Here is a 23,898-nt window from a genome sequence, read left to right on the forward strand (position 1 = left end):
CCGCGACCTGCCCCGCAGCTGCTTCCGCAGCCGCCTGCCCGCGGTCGCGTTCCCGTAGCCGCATTCACGTAGCCGATTCCCGGAGACCCCCATGGCGCTCGCCGACCACCGCTCCGACGTGCCCGTCACCATCGACGGCTCGCTCTGCATCGACGGCTGCACGCTCTGCGTGGAAATGTGCCCGCTCGACTCGCTGGCCATCGACCCGGACACCAACAAGGCCTTCATGCACGTCGACGAGTGCTGGTACTGCGGCCCGTGCGCCGCCCGCTGTCCCACCGGGGCGGTCACCGTCAACATGCCCTATCTGCTGCGCTGAGGAGCGTTCCCCGATGTCACGCCGCCCGCTGTCCCACCGCCCGACGTCCCGCCCGCTCAGACCGTCGTCGTCCCGGCGCCCGTCCGCCGCCCGGGGCCCGCTGCCGGCCGGCCCGCTGCCGCTCGCCCTGCTGGCCGCCGCCGTGCTGGCCGGCCTCACCGGCTGCTCGTCCGCCGACGCCTCGTCGGGCGGCGCCGTGGAGGTGGTGGTCGGGTACCAGTCCAAGACCATCAACACCGTCACCGCCGGCACCCTGCTCCGGGCCCGGGGGTACCTCGAGCAGCAGCTCGCCGCCGAGGGCAGGAAGAACGGCCGTACGTACAAGGTCAGTTGGCAGGACTACGACTCCGGCGCGCCGATCACCGCGCAGATGCTGGCCGACAAGACCGACATCGGCTCGATGGGCGACTACCCGCTGCTGATCAACGGGTCGCGGGCCCAGGAGGCCGGCGGGGCGGGCACCCGGCTGGTCTCGGTCACCGGCTACAACCCGCTGGGCGCGCTCAACAGCGTGGTGGTGCCGAACGGTTCGCCCGCGCACACGCTGGCCGACCTGAAGGGCAAGAAGGTCTCCACCTCGGTCGGCTCGGCCGCCGACGGCACCCTCGTCCAGGCGCTGCGCAAGGCCGGCGTGCCGGACACCGAGATCTCCAAGCAGAACCAGCAACCCGCCATCGGCGCCTCCGCGTTGAAGGCCGGCGGGGTGGACGCGCTGGCCCAGTTCGTGGCCTGGCCCGGCCAGGTGGTGTTCGCCGGCGACGCCCGGCTGCTCTACGACGGCGCGGCGCTGGCCCGCCCCACCCTGCACGGCGTGGTGGTCCGGCAGAAGTACGCCACCGAGCACCCCGAGGTGATCGAGGCCTTCCTGCGCGCCCAGGCGGACGCCACCCGCTACCTCAACGAGCAGCCGCTGGCCGCCTCGCAGGAGGTCGCCGCGGCGACCGGCCTGGCCCCCGAGGTGGTCCACCTCTACAACGGCCCGAACGGCATCGCCACCTTCGGACTGCCGCTGCGGCCCGAACTGCTGGCCGCGCTGCGCGAGGACGTCCCGTTCCTGAAGTCGGTCGGCGTGCTGAAGGCACTGGACCTGGACGCCTTCGTCGACCCCTCCTACCTGGCGAAGGCCGCCCTGCCGGAGATCGCGCCGGCCCGGATCACCGGCACCGACGCGGTCTGCGGGCAGCCGGTCACCGACCCGGCGAAGGCCGGCGAGATCTGGTTCGACGGGGAGGACAGCACCCGGCCCGCCGCCACCCCGGCCTGCCTGCTGAAGGCGGTCAAGGCGGCCGCCGGCAAGAAGGTCCGGGCCGCCTACGTGCCCGACGCGACCACCGGCACCCGCTGGTTCGCCGACAAGGACCACTGGGCGCAGGACGGCGCCGACCTGCTGCCCTTCACCACCGAGGACGGCCTCAAGGCCTACCTGGCCGCCCACCCGGGCGCGAAGCGGATCGGCTACGAAGAAGCCCTGGCGGCGTCGTGACCGCCACCCTCCGGCGGGCCCCGGCACCCGCCGGGGCCACCGCCCCGGCGGCCCCGCGGCGCCCGGCGCCCTGGCGCCGCCGGGCCCTGCGGGCCGGCTCGCTGCTGGCCTTCGCCGGCCTGTGGCAGCTGCTCACCGCCGCCAAGGTGCGCCTCTGGGTGCGGTTCGACCACCTGCCGACCGCCGTCCAGGTCTGGCAGGCCTTCGGCCGGCAGCTGGCCACCGACCAGTACTGGCAGGACCTCGCGGACAGCCTGCGCCGGATCGGCAGCGGGTTCCTGCTGGCGGCCGTCCTCGGGGTGGCCGCCGGGGTGGCGACGGCCCGCTCGCGCTGGGCGTCCGACCTGCTCGGACCGGTGCTGGAGGTGGTCCGCCCGGTGCCGGCGATCGCGCTGGTGCCGGTGGCGATCATGCTCTTCCCGGACAACGAGCAGGGCATCGTCTTCATCACCTTCGCGGCCGCGTTCTTCCCCGTCACCGTCTCCACCCGGCATGCCGTGCGGGCCGTCCCGCCGCTCTGGGAGGAGGCCGTGCGCACCATGGGCGGCGGCCGGTGGCGGGTGCTGTGGAGCGTGGTGCTGCCGGGTGCCCTGCCCGGGGTGGTCGGCGGCCTGTCGGTCGGCATCGGCGTGTCCTGGATCTGCGTGATCTCCGCCGAGATGGTCTCCGGCCAGTTCGGTGTCGGCTACCGCACCTGGCAGTCGTACACCGTGCTCGACTACCCCGGCGTCTTCGTCGGGATGGCCACCATCGGCCTGCTCGGGTGGCTGACCTCGGGCGCCGTCGAACTCCTCGGCCGCCGCGTCACCCGCTGGCTGCCGACCCGACCCGGGAGCGCCCGATGAGCACCGCGACCGCCACCGCCGCAGCCACCGCGACCACCGGCCTGCGGCTGACCGCCCGGGGCCTCGGTCTCGGGCACGCCGGGCACCCCGTCCTGAGCGGCCTCGACCTGGACGTCGCACCGGGCGAGGTGCTGACCGTGGTCGGCGCGTCCGGCTGCGGCAAGTCGACCCTGCTGCGGGCGCTGGCCGGCCTGCTGGCACCCACCGCCGGCGAACTCCTGGCCGACGGAGAGCCGCTCACCGGCCCGCACGCCGACCGGGCGCTGGTGTTCCAGGAGGACGGCCTGCTGCCCTGGCGCAGCGTCCGCCGCAACGTCGAACTCCCGCTCGCCATCCGGCGGGTACCGCGGGCCGAGCGGGCCCGGCCGGTCGCCGAGTGGCTGGGCCTGGTCGGCCTGGACGGCCATCAGGGCAGGCTGCCGAGGCAGTTGTCCGGCGGCCAGCGCCAGCGCGTCCAGCTGGCCCGGGCCCTGGTCGGCGCGCCGCGGGCCGTCCTGATGGACGAGCCGTTCGGCGCGCTCGACGCCCAGAACCGCGCCGCCATGCAGCAGTTGCTGCTCACCGTCCGGGAGCGGCTGCGCTGCACCGTGGTCTTCGTCACCCATGACGTGGACGAGGCGCTGCTGCTCGGCGACCGGGTCGCGGTGCTCGGCGGCGGCAGGATCGCCGCGCTGCACGACGTACCCCGCCCCCGCGAGGCCGCCGCCCGCACCGACCCCGCCGTACTGCGCCTGCGCGAGGCCGTCCTCGCCGGGCTGTCCTGAAAGGCCGCTGACCATGTCGACCACCGAAGCCCTGCGGATCCCCGACCTGGCCGAGGCCCGCCACCTGACCTGCGACGTCCTGGTGATCGGCGGCGGCACGGCCGGCTCGATGGCCGCGCTCAGCGCCGCCGAGAACGGCGCGGACGTGCTGCTGCTGGAGAAGGCGCACGTCCGGCACTCCGGCGCGCTCGCGATGGGCATGGACGGCGTCAACAACGCCGTCGTGCCCGGCCGGGCCGAGCCGGACGACTACGTCGCCGAGATCACCCGCGCCAACGACGGCATCGTCGACCAGCGGACCGTCCGGCAGACCGCCACCCGCGGCTTCGCGATGGTGCAGCGGCTGGAGAAGTACGGCGTGAAGTTCGAGAAGGACGAGTACGGCGAGTACCAGGTCCGCCAGGTGCACCGGTCCGGCAGCTACGTGCTGCCGATGCCGGAGGGCAAGGACGTCAAGAAGGTGCTGTACCGGGTGCTGCGCCGGCGCGAGATGCGCGAGCGGATCACCATCGAGAACCGGGTGATGCCGGTGCGGGTGCTCACCTCGGGCGGCCGGGCCGTCGGCGCGGCCGGGTTCGACACCCGCAGCGGGGAGTTCGTCACCGTCTCGGCCGGCGCGGTGGTCCTCGCCACCGGCCCCTGCGGCCGGCTCGGCCTGCCCGCCAGCGGCTACCTGTACGGCACCTACGAGAACCCCACCAACGCCGGGGACGGCTACGCGATGGCGTACCACGCGGGCGCCGAGCTGAGCGGCATCGAGTGCTTCCAGATCAACCCGCTGATGAAGGACTACAACGGCCCGGCCTGCGCGTACGTGGCCAACCCGTTCGGCAGCTACCAGGTCAACCGGCACGGCGAGCGGTTCGTCGACTCCGACTACTGGTCGGGGCAGATGATGGCCGAGTTCGCCGCCGAGCTGGAGTCCGACCGGGGGCCGGTGTACCTGCGCACCACCCACCTGCCGGAGGAGTCCGTGCAGGCGCTGGAGTCCATCCTGCACACCACCGAGCGCCCCAGCCGGGGCACCTTCCACGCCGGTCGGGGGCACGACTACCGCACCCACGACGTGGAGATGCACATCTCGGAGATCGGCCTCTGCGGCGGGCACTCCGCCTCCGGCGTCTGGGTGGACGAGAACGCCGCGACCACCGTGCCCGGCCTGTACGCGGCCGGCGACCTCGCCTGCGTCCCGCACAACTACATGATCGGCGCCTTCGTCTTCGGCGACCTGGCCGGCACCCACGCCACCGCCCACCTGCCCGCCGAGCGCGCCGAACTGCCCCCGGACCAGGTCAAGGAGGCGCACGAGCTGGTCTACCGCCCGCTGCGCAACCCGGACGGCCCGCCGCAGCCGCAGGTCGAGTACAAGCTGCGCCGCTTCGTGAACGACTACGTCGCCCCGCCGAAGACCGGCTCGCGGCTCTCCGTCGCGCTGGAGCACTTCGAGCGGATGCGCGGAGAGATCGCCGGCATGGGCGGACGCACCCCGCACGAGCTGATGCGCTGCGTGGAGGTCGACTTCATCCGGGACTGCGCCGAACTCGCCGCCCGCTCCTCGCTCGCCCGCACCGAGAGCCGCTGGGGCCTCTACCACGAGCGGATCGACCACCCCGGCAAGGACGACGAGAGCTGGTTCAGCCACCTCAACGTCCGCAAGCACCCCTCCGGGGCGATGGAGTTCCTGACCCGGCCGGTGGCGCCCTACCTCGTCCCGGTGGAGGGACTGGAGCCGCCCGGCGGCGAGATCACCGTGATCGGCGAGGTGCACGCGATGCCGGTCGGGCGCACCGGCACGGGCGCCGCCCCGGCCGCGACGGCCACCGGCGTGGCCGACGGGCCGCAGGGCGGCGCCCCGGCCGCCCCGCGCCTGCTCGACCTGCTCCGGCTGGCCGAGGAGCAGCCGACGCTGGCCCGCCTGCTGCCCTACCTCGACGACCCGGCGGCGGACGTCCGCCGCACCGCCCTGAGCGTCCTCACCGAGGCCGCGCCGGAGGGCACCGGCACCGAACTGGCCCGCGCGCTGGCCGACCGGGACGGCTCCGTCCGGGCGGCGGCGGTCGCCGGGCTGCGCGAACTGGTCGAGGTGCTGGACGCGGCCGCGCTGGCCGAGCCGCTGCGGGCGGCCGCCGGCTCCGCCGACCCGGCCGTCCGGGCCGGCGCGCTGGACGTCGCGCGCTCGCTGCGGACGGGCAGCTCCGGGGGTTTCGCCGCCGCACTGACCGACCCCGAGGTCCCGGTCCGGCTGCAGGCCGTGCACGGCCTGGTCTCGCTGGACGCGGCCGGCCCGCTGGCCCGCGCCGCCGAGGACGCCGCCCGCGAGGTACGGGTGGCCGTCGGCGAGGGCCTGGGCACCATCGGCGACCCGGCGGCCACGCCGGTGCTGGTCCGGCTGGCCGGCGACCCGGACCCGCTGGTGCGGGCCGCCGCCCTGCAGGGCGCCGCCGGGATCGGCTGCCCGCCGCCGCTGGACGCCCTGGCGGCCGCGCCGGACGAGGCCTGGCAGGTCCGCAAGGCGGCGGCCGCTGCCCTGGGCCGGACCGGATCGGCTGGCCTGGCGCCGCTGCTGGCCCTGCTCACCGACGGGCACATGGATGTCCGCCGGGCCGCCGTCCGGGCGCTGGCCCCGCAGTCCGGCACCCCGGCCGTGGCCGAGGCCCTGCGGGCCCGGCTGGCCGACTCCGACGCCGACGTCCGCGCGTACGCCCGGATCGCCCTGCGCCCGGCCGGCTGAGCGGCGGCCCGGCTCCGGCGGTCGGGCCGCGGCGGGCGGCGGGTGCCGGCGGCGGGTGCCGGCCACAGGTGGCGGGGCTGTCCGACCGGGCATTTCGGTGCACCCCGACCCAAAGGTCCCGGCCGGGTCCCGGCCGAGTCCGGGCCGCCGCCGACCCGTGACCGAGTTGCGATCTCCCGGGCGGATCCCGACAGGCCGTCAGCCCGTCGAATGGTTCGGAGCACCCGAACGGGGCTCGGAGCGAGGGCGGGGAGGGCTTTGACCATGGGAGCAGCAGGACGCAGACCGGGGGCGGTGGCGGCGGCGGTGCTGGCCGTCGCGGTACTGATCGGCGGGTGCTCCGCCGAGGCGGGCGGCAGGTCCTCGGCGGACTCGGCCAAGGCCCCGGTCCAGGCGCCGCAGGCGGCCGACGCCGCCGGGAAGGCCGCCGGCGCCGCGCCCGCCGCGCCGGCCACCGGGGGCGCGGCCGGCGCGGAGCCGGCCCCGGCGGTGACCGCCGACAGCCGCCTGATCGCCTACACCGCCCAGCTGACGCTGGTGGCCAAGGACCTCGACCAGGCGATGGCCCAGGCCCGTGGCCTGGCGGCCGGCGCCGGCGGCTACGTCGGCAAGGAGACGGTCAGCGGGGCGGCCGGCTCCGGCGCCCCCGGCGGTGAGCGCGACAGCGGCCCGCTGGGCGGCCAGATCGTGCTGAAGGTGCCCTCCGGCTCCTACCAGAAGACGCTGGACCAGCTGGCCGCCCTGGGCAAGGTGGTCTCGCGCAACAGCCAGGCCGACGACCTCACCCAGCAGGTGGTCGACGTCGCCAGCCGGGTGCAGAGCCAGCAGGCGAGCGTGGAGCGGGTGCGCGCGCTGATGGCGCAGGCGAAGTCGCTCGCCGACGTGGTGTCGCTGGAGGCCGAGCTGAGCCGCCGGCAGGCGGACCTGGAGTCGCTGCAGAAGCAGCAGACGGAGCTGACGGCGAAGACCTCGCTCTCCACCATCACGCTGGAGCTGCGGCGGGAGACGGCCGCTCCGCCGCCGGCCGAGCAGGCGAAGAAGAAGGACGGCTTCTGGGCCGCGGTGGGCAAGGCGCTGGGCGGCGGCTGGCACGTGCTGTCGACGATCGCCAAGGGCCTGCTGATCGCCCTGGCGGCCGTGGCGCCCTTCCTGCTGGTGCTGGCGCCGCTGGGCTGGATGCTCTGGTACCTCGCCCGCCGGCGGAAGGCCGCCCGCCCGGCCGGCGCGCCGCAGGCGCCCCCGCGCGACCCCTGGTCGACGCCCGGGGACGGCCCCGACCCGCAGTGAGAACGCGGCGGCGGCCGGCGGACCTGACCGGTCCACCGGCCGCCGCCGGACTGCTCGCCGCTCGCGGAGCCCCGGCAGGGGCGCCGGCTCAGCGCGCGCTGGTCTCGTGCACGAAGGCGACCAGGCGGCTCAGCGCGTCCGGGTCCATGCTGGGCAGCACGCCGTGGCCGAGGTTGAAGATGTGGCCGCTGCTGCCGAGCGCCTGGGCGGCGTGCAGCACCTCGCGGGCCTTGGTCTCCACCGCGCGGGTCGGGGCGAAGAGCACCGCGGGGTCGAGGTTGCCCTGCAGGGCCTTGCCGTGGCCGACCCGCTCGGCGGCGACGTTCAGCGGCACCCGCCAGTCGACGCCGACCACGTCCGCACCGGCCTGGCCCATCAGCCCGAGCAGTTCGCCGGTGCCGACGCCGAAGTGGATCCGCGGCACGCCGTACCCGGCGACCGCGTCGAACACCTTGGTGCTGGCCGGCATCACGGAGCGGCGGTAGTCGTCCGGGGCGAGCGCGCCGACCCAGGAGTCGAAGAGCTGAACGGCCGAGGCGCCGGCCTCGATCTGCACCTTCAGGAAGGCCGCGGTGATGTCGGCGAGGCGGTCGACCAGCTCGGCCCACAGCTCCGGCTGGCCGTACATCATGGCCTTGGTGTTCTCGTGGTTCTTCGACGGCCCGCCCTCCACCAGGTAGCTGGCCAGCGTGTACGGGGCGCCGGCGAACCCGATCAGCGGGGTGGGGCCGAGCTCGTCCACCAGCAGGCCGACGGCCTCGGTGATGTAGGGGACGTCGTCCGGCTCCAGGTTCCGCAGCCGCTTGAGGTCCTCGGGGGTGCGGATCGGGTCGGCGATGACCGGGCCGATGCCCGGCTTGATGTCGACGTCGATGCCGATCGCCTTGAGCGGCACCACGATGTCGCTGAAGAAGATCGCCGCGTCCACCTTGTGCCGGCGCACCGGCTGCAGGGTGATCTCCTTGACCAGCTCGGGCCGCATGCAGGACTCCAGCATGGGGATGCCCTCGCGGACCTTCAGGTACTCCGGCAGCGAGCGCCCGGCCTGGCGCATGAACCACACCGGGGTGTGCGGCACCGGCTCCCGCCGGCAGGCGCGCAGGAACGCTGAGTCGTACGCGGCGCCGCGGCGCGCGGGGGGCTGCTGACCGGTGGTGTCTGCCGTTGTCTCGCTCACGGTCCAAATCTTCGCACGCGCCCCGGGCGCGACTTCCCGCCCCCGGGTGGTGCGAAGCTCCAACATTGGCCCTCGGACGGGCCTCGGCACGCCGCACAAACGGAAGTTGCAGGAATTGCGGCTCCGTCCGACCTAGTCTTCGGGTCATGGCAGCGGTCGGCGGGCACCCCGCACAAGGTGGAGGAACGGGCAAGGAGTCGGCGCCGATCGAGTTCCGCGACGCGGTCGAGGCGCTGAGCGGAGCGAGGCTCCGCCCCGAGGTGCAGCTCTCCCCTGCCCCGGCGCCGCGCCGGCTGGCCCCGTACGCGTTCGCGCTGACCGCCTCGGTCGAGGTGGACGGCGAGGAGCTGGCGGACGGGCGGATCGTGCTGCTGCACGACCCGGCCGGCCAGGAGGCCTGGCACGGCGACTTCCGGGTGGTCACGATGACCCGGGCCGAGCTGGAGCCGGAGATGGCCGCCGACCCGATGCTGTCCGAGGTCGGCTGGGCCTGGCTGCTGGACGCCCTGCAGGCGCACGGCGCCGGCTACGCGGAGGCGGGCGGCACGGTGACCCGGTGCGCCTCGCAGTACTTCGGCGCGCTCGCGGACCGGCCGTCCTCGACCGAGATCGAGATCAGGGCGTCCTGGACGCCGTCCGACGGGCGCTTCGAGCGCCACCTGGCGGCCTGGGGCGAGCTGCTCTGCGCCGGCGCCGGGCTGCCGCCCGTCCCGTCCTCGCCGCAGAACGCCCCGGACGCCCCGTCACTCGGTGGAGTGGTCCCGATGCCCGCCCGGCGTCGTCCGCGTTCGCACTGAGGAGTGAAGCCCGGCCGCCGAGGGCCTCACCTCGGCAAAAGCCACTCCCAGGGCTGACGGAGTGTGACTTCCGCCCCGTTCTCCGTCAATTCACCGACCTGAGACGATCAAGGCGCGCCCGAAAGTGATCGATTTTGTGCGATTTCGGAGCATGTCGCATCAGTCACCCGCGCCCTTTGTCCGTATTGTTACTCACTAAATCGTGATCTTTCGCTAAAGCCGGGCACGGTTGTTGCCGAAGCAGACTGTGACCCTTTCCAAACGCGGAACACTCCGACCGCCCCATCGGGGTTCCGTCCGCCACTCCCCGCAGGAGGCCTGGTGTCGGTCCTTCTTGAGCACCCCGCAAACGTGGTCGCCTACCGTCCGACGAAGCCCACCGCCATGGTGGTCATCGCTGATCCCCGAGTCCGAAACACCGTCACCCGCCACCTGTGGGCGCTCGGCGTCCGGGACGTCATCGAGGTCTCCTCGATCGCCGAGGCCCGCCCCCGGGTCTCGACGCCCCGCGACATCTGCGTCGCAGACGTCCACCTCCCGGACGGCTCCGGGCTGACCATCCTCGCCGAGACCCGCGCCGCGGGCTGGCCCAACGGCCTCGCGCTCTCCGCCGCCGACGACATCGGCGCGGTCCGCAGCGCGCTGGCCGGCGGCGTCAAGGGTTACGTGGTCACCGGTACCCGTACCAACATCGCCATGCCGGGCCGGCCCGGCATGCCCCTCGGCACCGGCGGCCTGGCCGGCCGGATGCGGCGCCCCGGCATGCCGGGAGTCCCCGGAACCGCCGGAGCCCCCGGCGCCCCGGGTGCTCCCGGTGCTCCCGGGACGCAGCAGTCCGCCTACCGGGAGCTCTCCGGCCGCGAGGTCGAGGTCCTGCGACTGGTGGCGGAGGGCCAGTCCAACAAGGCGATCGGAGTCGCCATGGGCCTGTCCGCCCTCACCGTGAAGAGCCACCTCGCCCGGATCGCCCGCAAGCTGGGCACCGGCGACCGGGCCGGCATGGTCGCGGTCGCGCTGCGCACCGGCATCATCCACTGACCCACCCGTACGACCGCGGCGGCGGCCCGGAGGAACGTTTCCTCCGGGCTGTTGCTTTTTAGGCGTCTCTCGCCGAAGGGGCCCGGACGCGGTCCGTGCCGGGCGGGGGTTACGGCGGGTCCGTGCGGGGCGGGGTGGGCGGGATGCTTCCGGGCCACCTCGGCCGTCCGCCCCTTCGCCGTCCGCTTCCCTTGGTTCGAACGCTCGCCGATCCGGGCCAGGGGCCCGTCCTTCGCTCCCTGATGGCGCCGGTTTCCTCCGGCCGGGACGGTGGCGTTACGGCAGACGGGGAGGTGGGAGGCGGGATTTCTGCGCGCGGTCGTATGTTCGTCCGCTTCATGTGCTTCATGGGTGCGAGGCGGGGTTCTCGGTCAGGTTTTCGCGTTCCGGTGGGGGCTGTGGCCCGCTTCCGGGGTGGGTGGGGTGATCGGTTTGCGCCGGTCCGTGGCGGAAGGCGATCTCCCGGATTCGGGGTGGCATATACCTGAACGCGGTCTGACCAGTCCGACAACACTCCCGCCGGCGGGGGGCGTCGTACCCTTGGGGGGTGACCGACGCCGTAGCAGCCATCCCAGAAGAGACAGCCCCGGTCCCGCTCCTCGAACCGCGGGAGGGAATCCCCCCGGTCGTGGCGGACGCGAAGGCTCTCGCCGCCACCGTCGCCGCGTTCGCGGCGGGCACCGGACCGGTCGCCGTCGACGCCGAGCGGGCCTCCGGCTACCGCTACGGGCAGCGCGCGTACCTGATCCAGCTGCGGCGAGCCGGGTCCGGCACCGCGCTGATCGATCCGATCGCCTGTCCCGACCTCGGCGAACTCGGTGAGGCGCTGGCCGACGCCGAGTGGGTGGTCCACGCGGCCACCCAGGACCTGCCGTGTCTGGCCGAGGTGGGCATGAAGCCGCGCCTGCTGTTCGACACCGAGCTGGCCGGCCGGATCGCCGGGTTCCCCCGGGTGGGCCTGGGGCCGATGACCGAGAGCGTGCTCGGCCTGACCCTGGCGAAGGAGCACTCCGCGGTCGACTGGTCGACCCGCCCGCTGCCCGAGCCGTGGCTGCGCTACGCCGCCCTGGACGTCGAGGTGCTGGTCGAGCTGCGGAACGCACTCGAACAGGAGCTGGACGCCCAGGGCAAGCTCGGCTGGGCGATGGAGGAGTTCGCCGCGATCGCGAACGCCCCGAAGCCGGCGCCCCGGGTCGACCCCTGGCGCCGGACCTCGCAGCTGCACAAGGTGCGCCGGCGCCGGCAGCTGGCCGTCGTCCGGGAGCTGTGGCTGGCCCGGGACCGGATGGCGCAGGACCGCGACGTCTCCCCCGGCCGGGTGCTGTCGGACGCCGCGATCGTCAACGCGGCGCTGGCCGTGCCGCTGAACCTCGCCGCGCTGCAGGCCGTCCAGGGCTTCGGGCCGCGGGTGCACCGGCGCCAGCTGGAGCAGTGGCTGGCCGCGGTGCAGCGGGCCCGGGAGATCCCGGAGGCGCAGCTGCCGCCGCCGTCCGCGCCGCACGAGGGCCCGCCGCCGCCGCGCGCCTGGGCCGAGAAGGACCCGGTGGCGGCCGCCCGGCTGTCCGGGGCGCGGGCCGCGGTCGGCGAGCTGGCCGAGAAGCACAGCCTGCCGCCGGAGAACCTGATCACCCCCGACCTGGTGCGCCGGGTGTCCTGGGAGCCGCCGGTGAACCCGACGGCGGAGAACGTCGGGGCCGCCCTGCGCGCGCTGGGCGCCCGGCAGTGGCAGGTCGACCTGGTCGCCCCCGCGGTGGCCGCGGCCTTCGTGAAGGCCGCCACCGCTCCGGCCACGCCGCCGGCGACGCAGCCGGAGCTCCCCGAGGGGTGAGCGGTCGGCCGATCGGATGAGGACGGGAACGGGGACGCCGGGCGGCGTCCCCGTCGTCGTTCCCGGCCGCACAAGCCGGGCGCAGGCCGGGCCCAGGGCAGCCGCAGGCCGGGCGGGGCACGGTGGCGGCCGGACCTGGCCGGGTACCGACGACGGGACGTGGCGCGGGACACACCACGTCATCGGGGTGCCGGGCCTGGGCAAGTTAGTTACCGGCGGGTAGCATGGCCGTGAAGCAGCGCCGCCCGCCTTTGTCCGCGCCGGCCTGCCCACATCATCCGTTGGTCCCTGGGAGGAGAGCCCCCGTGCCTCGTACCGCGAGGGATGTCGTCTTTGTCGATGGCGTCCGCACCCCGTTCGGCAAGGCAGGCCCGAAGGGCATCTACCACGAGACGCGCGCCGACGACCTGGTCGTCAAGTGCATCCGGGAACTCGTGCGTCGTAACCCGAGCCTGCCCGTCGAGCGCATCGACGAGGTCGCCATCGCGGCCACCACGCAGATCGGCGACCAGGGCCTGACGATCGGCCGCACCGCCGCGCTGCTGGCCGGTCTGCCGAAGTCCGTCCCGGGCTACTCGATCGACCGCATGTGTGCCGGCGCGCTGACCGCCGTCACCGCCACCGCGGGCGGCATCGCCTTCGGCGCCTACGACGTCGTCGTGGCCGGCGGCGTCGAGCACATGGGCCGCCACCCGATGGGCGAGGGCGTCGACCCGAACCCGCGCTTCGTCTCCGAGAAGCTCGTCGACGAGTCCGCCCTGTTCATGGGGATGACCGCGGAGAACCTGCACGACCGGTTCCCGCACATCACCAAGGAGCGCTGCGACGCCTACGCGGTGCGCTCCCAGGAGAAGGCCGCCAAGGCGTACGCCAACGGCGACATCCAGCCGGACCTGGTGCCGATCTCGATCCGCAACACCAACCCCGACGTCGGCGAGACCGGCTGGGGCCTGGCGACCACGGACGAGCCGATGCGCCCGGGCACCACGATGGAGTCCCTGGCCGGCCTCAAGACCCCGTTCCGCCCGCACGGCAACATCACCGCGGGCAACTCGGCCGGTCTGAACGACGGCGCCACCGCCTCGCTGCTGGCCGCCGAGGACGTGGCCGAGGAGCTCGGCCTGCCGGTCAAGATGCGCCTGGTCTCGTACGCCTTCGCGGGCGTCGAGCCCGAGGTCATGGGCATCGGCCCGGTGCCGGCCACCGAGAAGGCGCTGGCCAAGGCCGGTCTGACGATCGACGACATCCAGGCCTTCGAGGTCAACGAGGCCTTCGCCGTCCAGGTGCTGGCCTTCCTCGACCACTACGGCATCGCGGACGACGACGAGCGGGTCAACCCGTTCGGCGGCGCCATCGCGTACGGCCACCCGCTGGCCTCCTCGGGCGTGCGCCTGATGACCCAGCTGGCCCGCCGCTTCGAGCAGCGCCCGGACGTCCGGTACGGCCTGACCACCATGTGCGTCGGGTTCGGCATGGGCGCGACCGTCATCTGGGAGAACCCGCACTTCGAGGGTGGTAAGTGACCATGAGCACCACTGAGCTGCTGAAGCGCGCCGCCGAGCTGTTCCCGGGCGAGGTCGTCACCTCCGCGCACGTACGGCACCTGGACCTGCCCCTGCAGGCCGGCAAGCTGGCGCTGATCACCCTGGACAACGGCTTCGACCACACCAAGCCGACCACCTTCGGCCCGGGCTCGCTGGCCAAGCTGTCCGAGGCGCTGGACCAGGTCGAGGCGGAGGCCGCGGACGGGAAGATCGTCGCGGTCGCCGTCACCGGCAAGCCGTTCATCTTCGCGGTCGGCGCCGACCTCAAGGGTGTCGAGGTGCTCAAGGAGCACAGCGACGCGCTGGCCATCGGCAAGGGCGGCCACGACGTCTTCAAGCGGATCGCCGCGCTGCCCGTCCCCAGCTTCGCCTTCTACAACGGCGCGGCGATGGGCGGCGGCGTCGAGGTCGGCCTGCACTGCACCTACCGCACGGTCAGCACGGGCGTCCCGGCGTTCTCGCTCCCCGAGGTCTTCCTGGGCCTGGTACCCGGCTGGGGCGGCTGCACGATCCTGCCGAACCTGATCGGCCCGTCCAAGGCGATCAAGGTCATCGTCGAGAACTCGATGAGCCAGAACAAGCAGCTGCGCGGCAAGGACGTCTTCGAGCTCGGCATCGCCGACGCGATCTTCGAGCCGGCCGACTTCCTGGAGCAGTCGCTGCTCTGGGCCTCCAAGGTGCTCACCGGCGCGACCGCCGTGGAGCGCGAGGAGATCGACCGCGGCAAGGCCTGGGACGACGCCGTCGCCTGGGGCCGCCTGATCGCCGACTCCAAGGTGCACGGCGCCGCGCCGGCCGCCTACAAGGCGCTGGACATCATCCAGCAGGTCAAGGACAACGACCTGCAGGCCGGCTTCGACGCCGAGGACGTGGCGCTGGCCGACCTCATCATGAGCGGCGAGCTGCGCGCGGGCCTGTACGCCTTCAACCTGGTGCAGCGCCGGGCCAAGCGTCCCTTCGGCGCCCCGGACAAGTCGCTGGCCCGCCCGGTCACCAAGGTCGGCGTCGTCGGCGCGGGCCTGATGGCCTCGCAGCTGGCACTGCTGTTCGCCCGCCGCCTCCAGGTGCCGGTGGTCCTCACCGACATCGACCAGGAGCGCGTCGACAAGGGTGTCGGCTACGTCCACGCCGAGATCGACAAGCTGCTGGCCAAGGGCCGGGTCAGCCCGGACAACGCCAACCGCCTCAAGGGCCTGGTCACCGGCTCGCTCGACAAGGCCACGGCCTTCGGCGACGCGGACTTCGTGATCGAGGCCGTGTTCGAGGAGATGGGCGTCAAGCAGAACGTCTTCGCGGACCTGGAGGCCGTGGTCTCGCCGACCTGCGTGCTGGCCACCAACACCTCCTCCCTCTCGGTCACCGAGATGGCGTCGAAGCTGCAGCACCCCGAGCGGGTCGTGGGCTTCCACTTCTTCAACCCGGTCGCGATCCTCCCGCTGCTGGAGATCGTCCGCGCGGAGAAGACCGACGACGCCTCGCTGGCCACCGCCTTCGGCGTGGCCCGCAAGCTGAAGAAGACGGCCGTCCTGACCAAGGACGCCCCGGCGTTCGTGGTGAACCGGATCCTGCTGCGCTTCATGGACGCGATCCAGGGCGCCATCGACGAGGGCACCCCGATCGAGACCGTCGAGAAGGCCGTGCTGCCGCTCGGCCTGCCGATGTCCCCGATCGTGCTCCTGGAGCTGGTCGGCCCGGCCATCGCCCTGCACGTGTCGGAGACCCTGGCCGCGGCCTTCCCGGAGCGCTACACCGTCTCCGAGAACCTCGGCAAGCTGGTCAAGGCCGGCAAGCGCGGCTTCTACGTCTGGCAGGACGGCCAGCAGGTGCTGGACCCCGAGGTCCTGGCGCTGCTCTCGTTCGGCACCACCGTGCTGACCGAGGAGCAGGTGCTGGCCCGCGCCCTCGACGCGGTGGCGCAGGAGATCGGCCTGATGCTCGACGAGGGCGTCGTCGGCGAGGCGCAGGACATCGACCTGTGCATGATCACCGGCGCCGGCTGGCCCTTCCACCTGGGCGGGATCACCCCGTACCTGGACCGTGAGGGCGTCTCCGAGCGGGTGAACGGCAAGAAGTTCCTCGCCCCCGGCCTGGCCAGCATCCCGGCCTGAGCCTGAAGCAACGCCGTACGGCGGAGCGCCGGTGACCCCCTCGCGGGTGGTCACCGGCGCTCCTCGTCGTTCCCGCCCCGTCCGCAGGACCGGGCGCACCGCCGTACGCGGCCGTCAGGGGCCGCCGCGGACGCTCCGGGCCGCGCACCGCCGCCACGCGCTCCGCGTCGCCGTCAGGGGCCGGCGGGGGCGGCGGACGGGGCCGGCGGTCAGCGCTTCATGTAGACGCTGTCCATGAACTCGACGATCTGCCGGTCGGTGAGGTGGTTGCCCTCACGGTGGCCCATCGCGATGTCGGCCTCGCTGATCATGCCGACCAGCCGATCCTCGTGGATCACCGGGATCCGGCGGATCTGGTGCTGCTCCATCTTCTTGAGCACCACGTTCATGTCGTCGTCGGCCCGCACGCAGTGCAGGTGGCCGCCGAGGTCCATGGCCTTCATCATGGCCGGGTCCTTGCCCTCGGCGATACATCGCACGACGATGTCCCGGTCGGTGATGATCCCGCTGAGCTTCTCGTCCGCGCCGCAGATCGGCAGCGCGCCGACCCCCATGTCGCGCATCATCCGGGCGGCGTCGGCCAGACTCTGGTCGGCACGGACGCACTGGGCACCACCGTGCATGATGTCACGGGCTGTAGTCACTGGAGTCTCTCCTCGATCGGCCCCACGGTCCGGCGCCGCAGTCCCTCACGGCTCGCACCCGGAGCTGTACGTGATGATGCGATCACCATAAGCAGCATCGCGGGAGGCGGCGAGTGGATCAGCGGGCGGCCGGTGCCGGCGGGGCCGGCGGAGGCCGGGAGGGGCCGCCGGATGCCTAGCGCTTGAGGCGGTAGACCACCGTGTCGGTGAAGACGCCCACCATCTCGTAGTGGGTCTCCAGCAGGTTCTCGATCCGGGGGACGAGGAAGGGCTGGTACGGTGCCGGGCCGGAGTCGTCCACGACGATCTCGGGCAGGCCGTTGGCGAGCAGCTCGGCGTCGAAGGTCTGCCAGGCGTCGGTGACGCTGTACTTCTCGCCGACGTTCTGGCTGCCGTCCTTGCCGCCGCTGAAGTTGGTCAGGAAGCCCGCCGTCAGATAGCGGGTGGCCGGGCGGCGGTCGGCCAGCCAGTAGAGCTCCGGGTGCATGCCCCAGACCAGCACGGTGTCCTTGGGCGTGGTCTGGGCCGCGACGGCGGTGGCGACCTCGGTGGTGCGGTCCAGCCGCTCCCCCGGCCAGGCCACCGCGAGCACCCAGAAGGCGGTGGCGGCGGCCGTGCTGTAGATCATCACGGGCTTCCAGCGGATCGCCGAGGTGGAGACCGCGCCGACGCCGAGCAGCACCAGCGGCGGCATCAGCTGGAGGTAGTAGTGGCCGAAGAAGTGGAAGCCGACGCTCACCGCGACCAGCGAGGAGAGCAGCCAGACCCACAGGTCCGCGGTCGAGCCGCGCTCCTCCCCCGCGGCCGGCAGCGGCCGGTGCCGGTACTTCAGCCAGAGCCGGTGGCCGAGCGGCAGCACCAGGCCGAGGCCCGCACCGAGCAGGATCGCCGAGTTGCCGAGCGCCCGGCCCGCCATCTGCACCCAGGCGCCGCCGAACGAGGCGTAGTCGCCGCTGCCGGTGACCACCCAGAACAGGAAGCCCTTGGGCTTGGTGAGGATCACCGCGACCAGCGCTATCGGCAGCGCGAAGCCGAACCAGATCTTGGACAGGGCGGGCAGCCACCGGACCCCGCGTCTGCGGCTGTCCTGGAAGAGCATCCAGAGCACCGGGAGCATCACCGCGCCGCCGGTCTGCTTGGTGAGCGAGCAGAGCGCCACCGCGATGCCGGCGGCCAGCCAGCGGCGCCGCTCGGCGTACCGGAAGGCGGCCACCATGGCGGGCAGCATGAAGACCTCGAAGGTCGCCGCCTGGGTGTCCTCCGGGGACAGCCCGATGGAGAGCAGCAGGTACAGCGCCCCCGCGGCGGCGCCGGCCCGGTTGCCCCAGCGGCCGCGGGCGATCGAGGCCAGCAGGATCGCCGTGACCAGGTGCGCGACTATCGCGAGGCTGCGCAGCGGCCAGAGCGAGAGCGAGCCGAAGACGGTGAAGCAGGCCTCGTACAGCCAGGGCAGCAGCGGGGGCTTGCGGTCGACCACGGTGTCGTACAGGACGCCGCCGTCGGCCAGCATCCGGGCCTGGGTGGCCAGGAAGCCCTCGTCGGGGCTCCAGACCGGCCGCAGGAACGACGGGATGTGGGTGATGACGGCCAGCAGTGCCAGGACCGGGACCACTCTCGTCCAGTAGCCCGTGCGTACCCGTGCGGGCAGGCGCTCGGTGAGCGCGGCGAGTCGGTGGATGGTGGTCGGCACGAAGGACAACCTACCCGGCGGGACCGGCGCGAGGAGCGCCGGTCCCGCCTTCCGTACGATTATCGATCCATGATGTCGCGTACGGTCATCAGGGTGTCGCCGCGGGTGGTCAGGCCTCGACCCGGTCGACGGCCAGCCGGGACACCAGCGCGGTGACCTGACGGGCGATGTCCGGGGCGGTGAGACCGATCTCGGCCAGGATCTCGGCCCGCGAGGCGTGGTCGAGGAACTCCTGCGGGATGCCGAAGTCGCGCAGCGGCAGGTCCACGTCCGCGTCCCGCAGGGCCTGGGCGATCGCCGAACCCACGCCGCCGGCACGGCCGTTGTCCTCGACCGTGACGACCACCCGGTGCTCGGCCGCGAGGCCCGGCAGGGCGGCGTCCACGGGCTTGACCCAGCGCGGGTCCACCACCGTGCTGGTGATGCCCTGGGCGTCCAGCAGGCCGGCCAGCTCCAGGCAGAGCGGGGCCAGCGCGCCGACCGAGACGATGAGCACATCGGCGCGGCGCCCGCCCGCCGGCTCGCCGCTCTCGCGCAGCACGTCCATGCCGCCGACCTTGCCGACGGCGGGCACGGCGGGGCCGACGCTGCCCTTGGAGTAGCGGACCACGGTCGGGGCGTCGGTGACCTCGACGGCCTCCCGCAGCTGCGCGCGGACCTGGTCGGCGTCGCGCGGGGCGGCCAGCCGCAGCCCCGGGACGACCTGCAGGATCGACATGTCCCACATGCCGTTGTGCGAGGCGCCGTCGGTGCCGGTGACGCCGGCGCGGTCCAGCACGAAGGTGACGCCGAGCTTGTGCAGCGCGACGTCCATCAGGACCTGGTCGAAGGCCCGGTTGAGGAAGGTCGCGTAGACCGCGACGACCGGGTGCAGGCCGTTGCTGGCCAGGCCCGCCGCCGATACGGCCGCGTGCTGCTCGGCGATGCCCACGTCGAAGATCCGGTCCGGGTAGGCCTTGGCGAACGGCGCCAGGCCCACCGGGTGCAGCATCGCGGCGGTGATCGCCACGATGTCCTCACGCTCGCGGCCGAGCGCGACCATCTCCTCGCCGAAGACGGACGTCCAGTCCTTGCCCGAGGACTTGATCGGCAGACCGGTCTCCGGGTGGATGACGCCGACCGCGTGGAAGCGGTCCTCCTCGTTCTGCTCGGCCGCGCGGTAGCCGCGGCCCTTCTCGGTGAGGCAGTGCACGATCACCGGGCCGCCGAAGCCGCGCGCCTTGGTCAGCGCGGACTCCAGGGCGGTGAGGTCGTGGCCGTCGATCGGGCCGATGTACTTCAGGCCGAGGTCCTCGAACATGCCCTGCGGGGCGATGAAGTCCTTCAGGCCCTTCTTGGCGCCGTGCAGGGTGCCGAACAGCTGCTGGCCGACCACCGGGGTGCGCTGCAGCGCGTCCTTGCCCCAGGACAGGAAGCGCTCGTAGCCCTGGGTGGTGCGCAGGGTGGCGAGGTGGTTGGCCATTCCGCCGATCGTCGGGGAGTAGGAACGCTCGTTGTCGTTGACGACGATGACGACCGGCAGGTCGCGGGCGTCCGCGATGTTGTTGAGCGCCTCCCAGGCCATGCCGCCGGTGAGCGCGCCGTCACCGATCACGGCGACCACCGGGCGGTCCTTGTGACCGAGGATCTTGTTGGCCTTGGCCAGGCCGTCGGCGTAGCCGAGGACGGTGGAGGCGTGCGAGTTCTCGATCACGTCGTGCTCGGACTCGGCCCGGGACGGGTAGCCGGACAGGCCGCCCTTCATCTTCAGCCGGGAGAAGTCCTGGCGGCCGGTGAGCAGCTTGTGCACGTAGCTCTGGTGGCCGGTGTCGAACAGGATGCGGTCGCGCGGCGAGTCGAACACCCGGTGCAGGGCGATCGTGAGCTCCACCACGCCGAGGTTGGGTCCGAGGTGGCCGCCCGTCTTGGAGACCTCTTCGACCAGGAAGCTGCGGATCTCCTCTGCCAGGGCGGACAGCTGTCCGGGCGTGAGCCGGTCGAGATCGCGCGGTCCCCGAATGCGGGTCAGCAGGGCCACCCGTTCCTCCTCGTACATTGTTTCGTCCGAACGGACTCGGACCTGTTCGGATCCGACGGGCTTGGCCGCCCATGCCGGCGCCGCGAACCGACGGTGTCGGTTCGTCCCGGCTGGTCGAGTCTAATGTCCGCCTGCCGGACACCGAGCGGCGCGCCCGTCGTTGTCGTGTCCGTGCGGCGCCGGACGCGGTCGGCGACCGCACATGACAGGACGAGGCCCGGCACCCGATCGGTTCGGGTGCCGGGCCTCACACGTGCTACCGGTACGGGCGTCAGCCTCGGCCGGAGGACTTCTGCGTCCGGCGGGACACCGAGTCCAGGACGACCGCGGCGAGCAGCACCGCGCCGGTGATCATGTACTGGATCGCCTGGTCGACGTGGACCAGGTCGAGACCGGTGATGATCGACTGGATCACCAGGATGCCGAGCAGCGCCGACCAGGTCTTGCCCCGGCCGCCGAAGAGGCTGGTGCCGCCGATGACGGCCGCCGCGATGGAGTTCATCAGGACGTTGCCGCTGCCGAGCGCCTTGTCGGCCGAACCCTGCTGGGACATGATGAACAGCCCGCCGAGGGCCGCCATGCCGGCCGAGATCATGAAGACCGAGATCCGGACCCAGGCGACGTTGATACCGGCGCGGCGGGCGGCCTCGATGCCACCGCCGACCGCGAAGATCTGCCGGCCGTAGGAGGTGCGGCGGAGCACGAAGTCGGTGACGATCACGATGCCGAGGAAGATCACCAGCGGCAGCGGCAGGCCGCGGCTCTGGTTCAGCATGTACGCCGCGGCGATCGCGATCAGGGCCAGCACACCGGTGCGCAGACCGATCTCGCTCATCGGGCGGGCCGGGAGCCCGGCCGCGCTGCGGCGGCGGCTGTCGAGCACCTGGCCGGCCAGGAACAGGGCTATGCCGGCGACGGCGAAGATCCAGGTGATGGCGATGTCGCCGTCACCGAGGAAGTAGTGGTCCAGGTCCGCGATGACGCCGTTGTTCACGACGTTGGCGGTGCCCTTGTCACCGAGCACCGACTGCTGCAGGCCGCTCCAGGCGAGCAGGCCGGCGAGGGTGACGACGAAGGCCGGCACGCCGATCTTGGCGAAGAAGAAGCCGTGCAGCGCGCCGATGGCGACACCGGCGGCCAGCGCGATCAGGATCGACAGCCACTCGTTGACGCCCTGGCGGGCCGACAGCACACCGGCGATGGCCGCCGAGACGCCGGCCACCGAGCCGAGCGACAGGTCGATCTCACCGAGCAGCAGCACGAACACGATGCCGACCGCGATCAGGCCGGGGCCCACGATCCACAGCGTGATGTTGGTGAGGTTGTCCGCGTTCAGGAAGTTGCCGGTCAGGCTCTGGAAGATCGCGGCGATCAGGATCAGGCCGAGGACGACCGGCACCGAGCCGAGCTCGCCGCTCTTGATCTTGCGCTTGAAGTCCGCGACGTAGCCGGCCAGGCCCGCCTCGCGCACCAGCAGGCGCGGGTCCACCGCGGGGGCGGGGGTGGCGGCCGGCACCTGGGAGGGTGCTTCCTTGACGGCGGAGGCCGCGGTGGCCTCGGTCTTGTTGGTGCTCACTTCGCTACCTCCGCGATGCGTGCCTGACGCCGGGTCACGGCGTTCTCCGTGGCTCCGGTGATGGCGGAGATGATTTCTTCGTGGGTGGTGGACGCGACGTCGAACGCACCGTTGTTGCGTCCGAGGCGCAGCACCGCGACGGTGTCCGCGACGGCCTTGACGTCCGCCATGTTGTGGCTGATCAGGATGACGCCGAGGCCGCGCTCGCTGAGCCGCTCGACCAGGTCGAGCACCTGGGCGGTCTGCTCGACGCCGAGGGCGGCGGTCGGCTCGTCCAGGATGACGATCTTCGGGTCGCCGACCAGGGCGCGGGCGATCGCGACCACCTGGCGCTGGCCGCCGGAGAGCGCGGCGATCGGGATGCGGACGCTGGGGATGCGGATCGACAGCGTGTCGAGCAGTTCCTTGGCGCGCTTCTCCATCGCGACCTCGTCGAGCGTGCCGAAGCGGCGCAGCTCGCGGCCGAGGAAGAGGTTGCCGACGACGTCGAGGTTGTCGCACAGCGCGAGGTCCTGGTAGACCGTCGCGACACCCAGGCCCTGGGCGTCCTGCGGGCGGTTGATGCGGACCTCGCGGCCCTCCCACTCGATCGACCCCTCGTCGATCGGGTGGACGCCGGCGATCGTCTTGACCAGCGTGGACTTGCCTGCGCCGTTGTCGCCGACCAGGGCGACGACCTCTCCGGCGTGGACCTCCAGGTGAACGTCGGTGAGCGCCTGAACGGCACCGAAGCGCTTGGAGACCCCGCGCAACGCCAGTACGGGTGCGCTTGTCAACTGAACCATCTCCTTCTTCCCGCCCGGCCTCTGTTGCACGAGGTGGGACGGCCGACGCGCGCCGACCCGGGCGCGAAGGGAGTAGTGCGAGAAATAAGGGGGTGCGCGGCGGGACGCACGCGCAGGGCCGCGACGACCCCTGGGGAGGGGCCGTCGCGGCGGTCTGACTACTTCAGGCCCGCGGTCGCGCAGGCGGCGGCGTAGTCGCCGGTGCAGATGTCGGCGACCTTGTACAGGCCGTCGGCGATGACCGTGCTCTGGACGTTGGCCTTGTTGACGACCTTCGGCTCCAGCAGCTTGGCCGGGATGCCCTTGTCGGTGTCGCTGTCGATGGTCGACGACGCGATCGACTTGACGTCCTTGCCCTGCAGCAGGTTGACGGCGAGCTCGCCGGCGCTGTCGGCCAGCGGCTTGTAGGCCTTGTAGATCGTGTAGGCCTGGTCGCCGGAGACGATGCGCTGGATCGCGTCGATGCCCGCGTCCTGGCCACCGACCGGGACGTTGATGCCCGAGGACTTCAGCTGGGTGATGATCGCCGCGGCCATGCCGTCGTTGGCGGAGTAGACGGCCTGGAAGCCGTCCTTGCCCAGGCTGGTGATCGCGGTGCCGATCTTCTGGCCCGCGACGGTGGGCTTCCACTCGCCGGAGGCCTCGTAGACGACCTTCTTGACCTTGCCGTCGAGCACCTTGTGGGCGCCGGACTTGAAGAGCGCGGCGTTCGGGTCGGCCTCGTCACCGTTGATCATGACGATGTTGGCGTCCGCGGCCTTGGCACCGAGGGCCTCGACCAGGGCCTGGCCCTGGAGCTCGCCGACCTTCTGGTTGTCGAAGGAGACGTAGGCGGCGACCGGGCCGGTGGCCAGGCGGTCGTACGCGACGACCTTGACGCCCTTGTCGGCGGCTTCCTTGACCCAGGACTGGGTCGACTTGGCGTCGAACGCGTCCAGGATGATGACCTTGACGCCCTCGGCGATCAGGGTGTCGAACTGCTGCTTCTGCTTCGAGGCAGAACCCTCGGCGTTGCTGTACTTGACCTTGCAGTCGGGGCAGAGGGCCGCGACCTTGGCCTCGATGAACGGCTTGTCGAAGGACTCGTAACGCGTGGAAGACGCGTTCTCGGGGAGCAGCAGGCCGATGGACTTGGTGTCGCCGGCCTTGTCGGAGCTCTTCTTGTCGTCGCCGGCCTTGCCGCAGGCTGCCATGGACAGAGCCATCGAGACGGCGGCGGTGGCGATGACAGCGCGACGCATCATTGCGTTCATGGTGGGGGTTGC

18 protein-coding genes are annotated in these 23,898 nt (G+C 72.6%); 11 read left to right on the top strand and 7 right to left on the bottom strand.

The features are described from left to right. The first annotated feature begins 91 nt into the window (after positions 1-91). The 6 genes from OG689_RS13855 to OG689_RS13880 all read left to right on the top strand — a co-directional run bounded on the left by OG689_RS13855 (position 92) and on the right by OG689_RS13880 (position 7,429). Positions 92-319: a ferredoxin family protein gene (locus OG689_RS13855; RefSeq protein ID WP_073928917.1), complete on the top strand. Its 228-nt coding sequence runs from the start codon at positions 92-94 to the stop codon at positions 317-319. Between the two features lie 13 nt (positions 320-332). Beyond that, positions 333-1,802: an ABC transporter substrate-binding protein gene (locus tag OG689_RS13860; protein WP_266320497.1), complete on the top strand. Its 1,470-nt coding sequence runs from the start codon at positions 333-335 to the stop codon at positions 1,800-1,802. A gap of 86 nt (positions 1,803-1,888) precedes the next feature. Beyond that, positions 1,889-2,647: an ABC transporter permease gene (locus OG689_RS13865; protein WP_266327105.1), complete on the top strand. Its 759-nt coding sequence runs from the start codon at positions 1,889-1,891 to the stop codon at positions 2,645-2,647. Then, positions 2,644-3,411: an ABC transporter ATP-binding protein gene (locus OG689_RS13870; RefSeq protein WP_266320498.1), complete on the top strand. Its 768-nt coding sequence runs from the start codon at positions 2,644-2,646 to the stop codon at positions 3,409-3,411. The genes OG689_RS13865 and OG689_RS13870 overlap by 4 nt, the downstream gene beginning before the upstream one ends. A gap of 13 nt (positions 3,412-3,424) precedes the next feature. Next, the gene (locus OG689_RS13875) at positions 3,425-6,142 is read left to right on the top strand and encodes a fumarate reductase/succinate dehydrogenase flavoprotein subunit (RefSeq protein ID WP_266320499.1); all 2,718 of its coding nucleotides are present in this window, start codon (positions 3,425-3,427) and stop codon (positions 6,140-6,142) included. 264 nt (positions 6,143-6,406) lie between these two features. Further along, positions 6,407-7,429 (top strand): DUF4349 domain-containing protein, encoded by a 1,023-nt coding sequence (locus tag OG689_RS13880; protein ID WP_266320500.1) that lies wholly within the window; start codon positions 6,407-6,409, stop codon positions 7,427-7,429. 88 nt (positions 7,430-7,517) lie between these two features. On the opposite strand, the gene hemE is transcribed toward OG689_RS13880, so the two are convergent. Continuing rightward, complete coding sequence (hemE, locus tag OG689_RS13885) at positions 7,518-8,606, bottom strand: uroporphyrinogen decarboxylase (RefSeq protein ID WP_266320501.1); 1,089 nt, start codon at positions 8,604-8,606, stop codon at positions 7,518-7,520. A gap of 146 nt (positions 8,607-8,752) precedes the next feature. Between hemE and OG689_RS13890 the strand changes: the two genes are divergently transcribed. The 5 genes from OG689_RS13890 to OG689_RS13910 all read left to right on the top strand — a co-directional run bounded on the left by OG689_RS13890 (position 8,753) and on the right by OG689_RS13910 (position 15,921). Further along, positions 8,753-9,403 (top strand): DUF3000 domain-containing protein, encoded by a 651-nt coding sequence (locus OG689_RS13890; RefSeq protein ID WP_190215929.1) that lies wholly within the window; start codon positions 8,753-8,755, stop codon positions 9,401-9,403. A 321-nt stretch (positions 9,404-9,724) separates the two neighbouring features. Continuing rightward, positions 9,725-10,441 carry a response regulator transcription factor gene (locus OG689_RS13895; protein ID WP_073928921.1) on the top strand — a complete coding sequence of 239 codons (717 nt, stop codon included), beginning with the start codon at positions 9,725-9,727 and terminating at the stop codon, positions 10,439-10,441. A 547-nt stretch (positions 10,442-10,988) separates the two neighbouring features. Beyond that, the gene (locus OG689_RS13900; protein WP_266320504.1) at positions 10,989-12,269 is read left to right on the top strand and encodes a ribonuclease D; all 1,281 of its coding nucleotides are present in this window, start codon (positions 10,989-10,991) and stop codon (positions 12,267-12,269) included. Positions 12,270-12,574: 305 nt separating this feature from the next. Beyond that, entirely contained in the window at positions 12,575-13,792 is a 1,218-nt protein-coding gene (locus OG689_RS13905) for an acetyl-CoA C-acyltransferase (RefSeq protein WP_266320505.1), read from the top strand. Positions 13,793-13,794: 2 nt separating this feature from the next. Beyond that, a complete protein-coding gene (locus OG689_RS13910) occupies positions 13,795-15,921 on the top strand; it encodes a 3-hydroxyacyl-CoA dehydrogenase NAD-binding domain-containing protein (RefSeq protein ID WP_266320507.1) in 2,127 nt (708 codons plus the stop codon). Positions 15,922-16,130: 209 nt separating this feature from the next. On the opposite strand, the gene OG689_RS13915 is transcribed toward OG689_RS13910, so the two are convergent. From OG689_RS13915 to OG689_RS13940, 6 genes are all read right to left on the bottom strand, one after another. Continuing rightward, positions 16,131-16,565 (bottom strand): CBS domain-containing protein, encoded by a 435-nt coding sequence (locus OG689_RS13915; protein WP_266320509.1) that lies wholly within the window; start codon positions 16,563-16,565, stop codon positions 16,131-16,133. Positions 16,566-16,740: 175 nt separating this feature from the next. Further along, positions 16,741-18,255 carry a glycosyltransferase family 39 protein gene (locus tag OG689_RS13920; RefSeq protein WP_266320511.1) on the bottom strand — a complete coding sequence of 505 codons (1,515 nt, stop codon included), beginning with the start codon at positions 18,253-18,255 and terminating at the stop codon, positions 16,741-16,743. A 109-nt stretch (positions 18,256-18,364) separates the two neighbouring features. Beyond that, entirely contained in the window at positions 18,365-20,290 is a 1,926-nt protein-coding gene (dxs, locus tag OG689_RS13925) for a 1-deoxy-D-xylulose-5-phosphate synthase (RefSeq protein ID WP_266320513.1), read from the bottom strand. 253 nt (positions 20,291-20,543) lie between these two features. Beyond that, complete coding sequence (locus OG689_RS13930) at positions 20,544-21,788, bottom strand: sugar ABC transporter permease (RefSeq protein WP_266327107.1); 1,245 nt, start codon at positions 21,786-21,788, stop codon at positions 20,544-20,546. Between the two features lie 56 nt (positions 21,789-21,844). Further along, positions 21,845-22,633 (bottom strand): ATP-binding cassette domain-containing protein, encoded by a 789-nt coding sequence (locus OG689_RS13935; RefSeq protein WP_073928929.1) that lies wholly within the window; start codon positions 22,631-22,633, stop codon positions 21,845-21,847. A 158-nt stretch (positions 22,634-22,791) separates the two neighbouring features. Beyond that, positions 22,792-23,886: a sugar ABC transporter substrate-binding protein gene (locus tag OG689_RS13940; RefSeq protein WP_191292523.1), complete on the bottom strand. Its 1,095-nt coding sequence runs from the start codon at positions 23,884-23,886 to the stop codon at positions 22,792-22,794. Positions 23,887-23,898 lie beyond the last annotated feature (12 nt).

Origin of the sequence: Kitasatospora sp. NBC_00240, from assembly GCF_026342405.1 — a bacterium.
Taxonomy (GTDB): Bacteria; Actinomycetota; Actinomycetes; order Streptomycetales; family Streptomycetaceae; genus Kitasatospora.

Excerpts from the sequence above, each read along its gene's own strand:
- OG689_RS13855 (WP_073928917.1), top strand. The coding sequence starts at position 92 with ATGGCGCTCGCCGACCACCGCTCCGACGTGCCCGTCACCATCGACGGC.
- OG689_RS13860 (WP_266320497.1), top strand. The coding sequence starts at position 333 with ATGTCACGCCGCCCGCTGTCCCACCGCCCGACGTCCCGCCCGCTCAGA.
- OG689_RS13870 (WP_266320498.1), top strand. The coding sequence starts at position 2,644 with ATGAGCACCGCGACCGCCACCGCCGCAGCCACCGCGACCACCGGCCTG.
- OG689_RS13875 (WP_266320499.1), top strand. The coding sequence starts at position 3,425 with ATGTCGACCACCGAAGCCCTGCGGATCCCCGACCTGGCCGAGGCCCGC.
- OG689_RS13880 (WP_266320500.1), top strand. The coding sequence starts at position 6,407 with ATGGGAGCAGCAGGACGCAGACCGGGGGCGGTGGCGGCGGCGGTGCTG.
- OG689_RS13890 (WP_190215929.1), top strand. The coding sequence starts at position 8,753 with ATGGCAGCGGTCGGCGGGCACCCCGCACAAGGTGGAGGAACGGGCAAG.
- OG689_RS13910 (WP_266320507.1), top strand. The coding sequence starts at position 13,795 with ATGAGCACCACTGAGCTGCTGAAGCGCGCCGCCGAGCTGTTCCCGGGC.
- dxs (WP_266320513.1), bottom strand. The coding sequence starts at position 20,290 with ATGTACGAGGAGGAACGGGTGGCCCTGCTGACCCGCATTCGGGGACCG.
- OG689_RS13935 (WP_073928929.1), bottom strand. The coding sequence starts at position 22,633 with ATGGTTCAGTTGACAAGCGCACCCGTACTGGCGTTGCGCGGGGTCTCC.
- OG689_RS13940 (WP_191292523.1), bottom strand. The coding sequence starts at position 23,886 with ATGAACGCAATGATGCGTCGCGCTGTCATCGCCACCGCCGCCGTCTCG.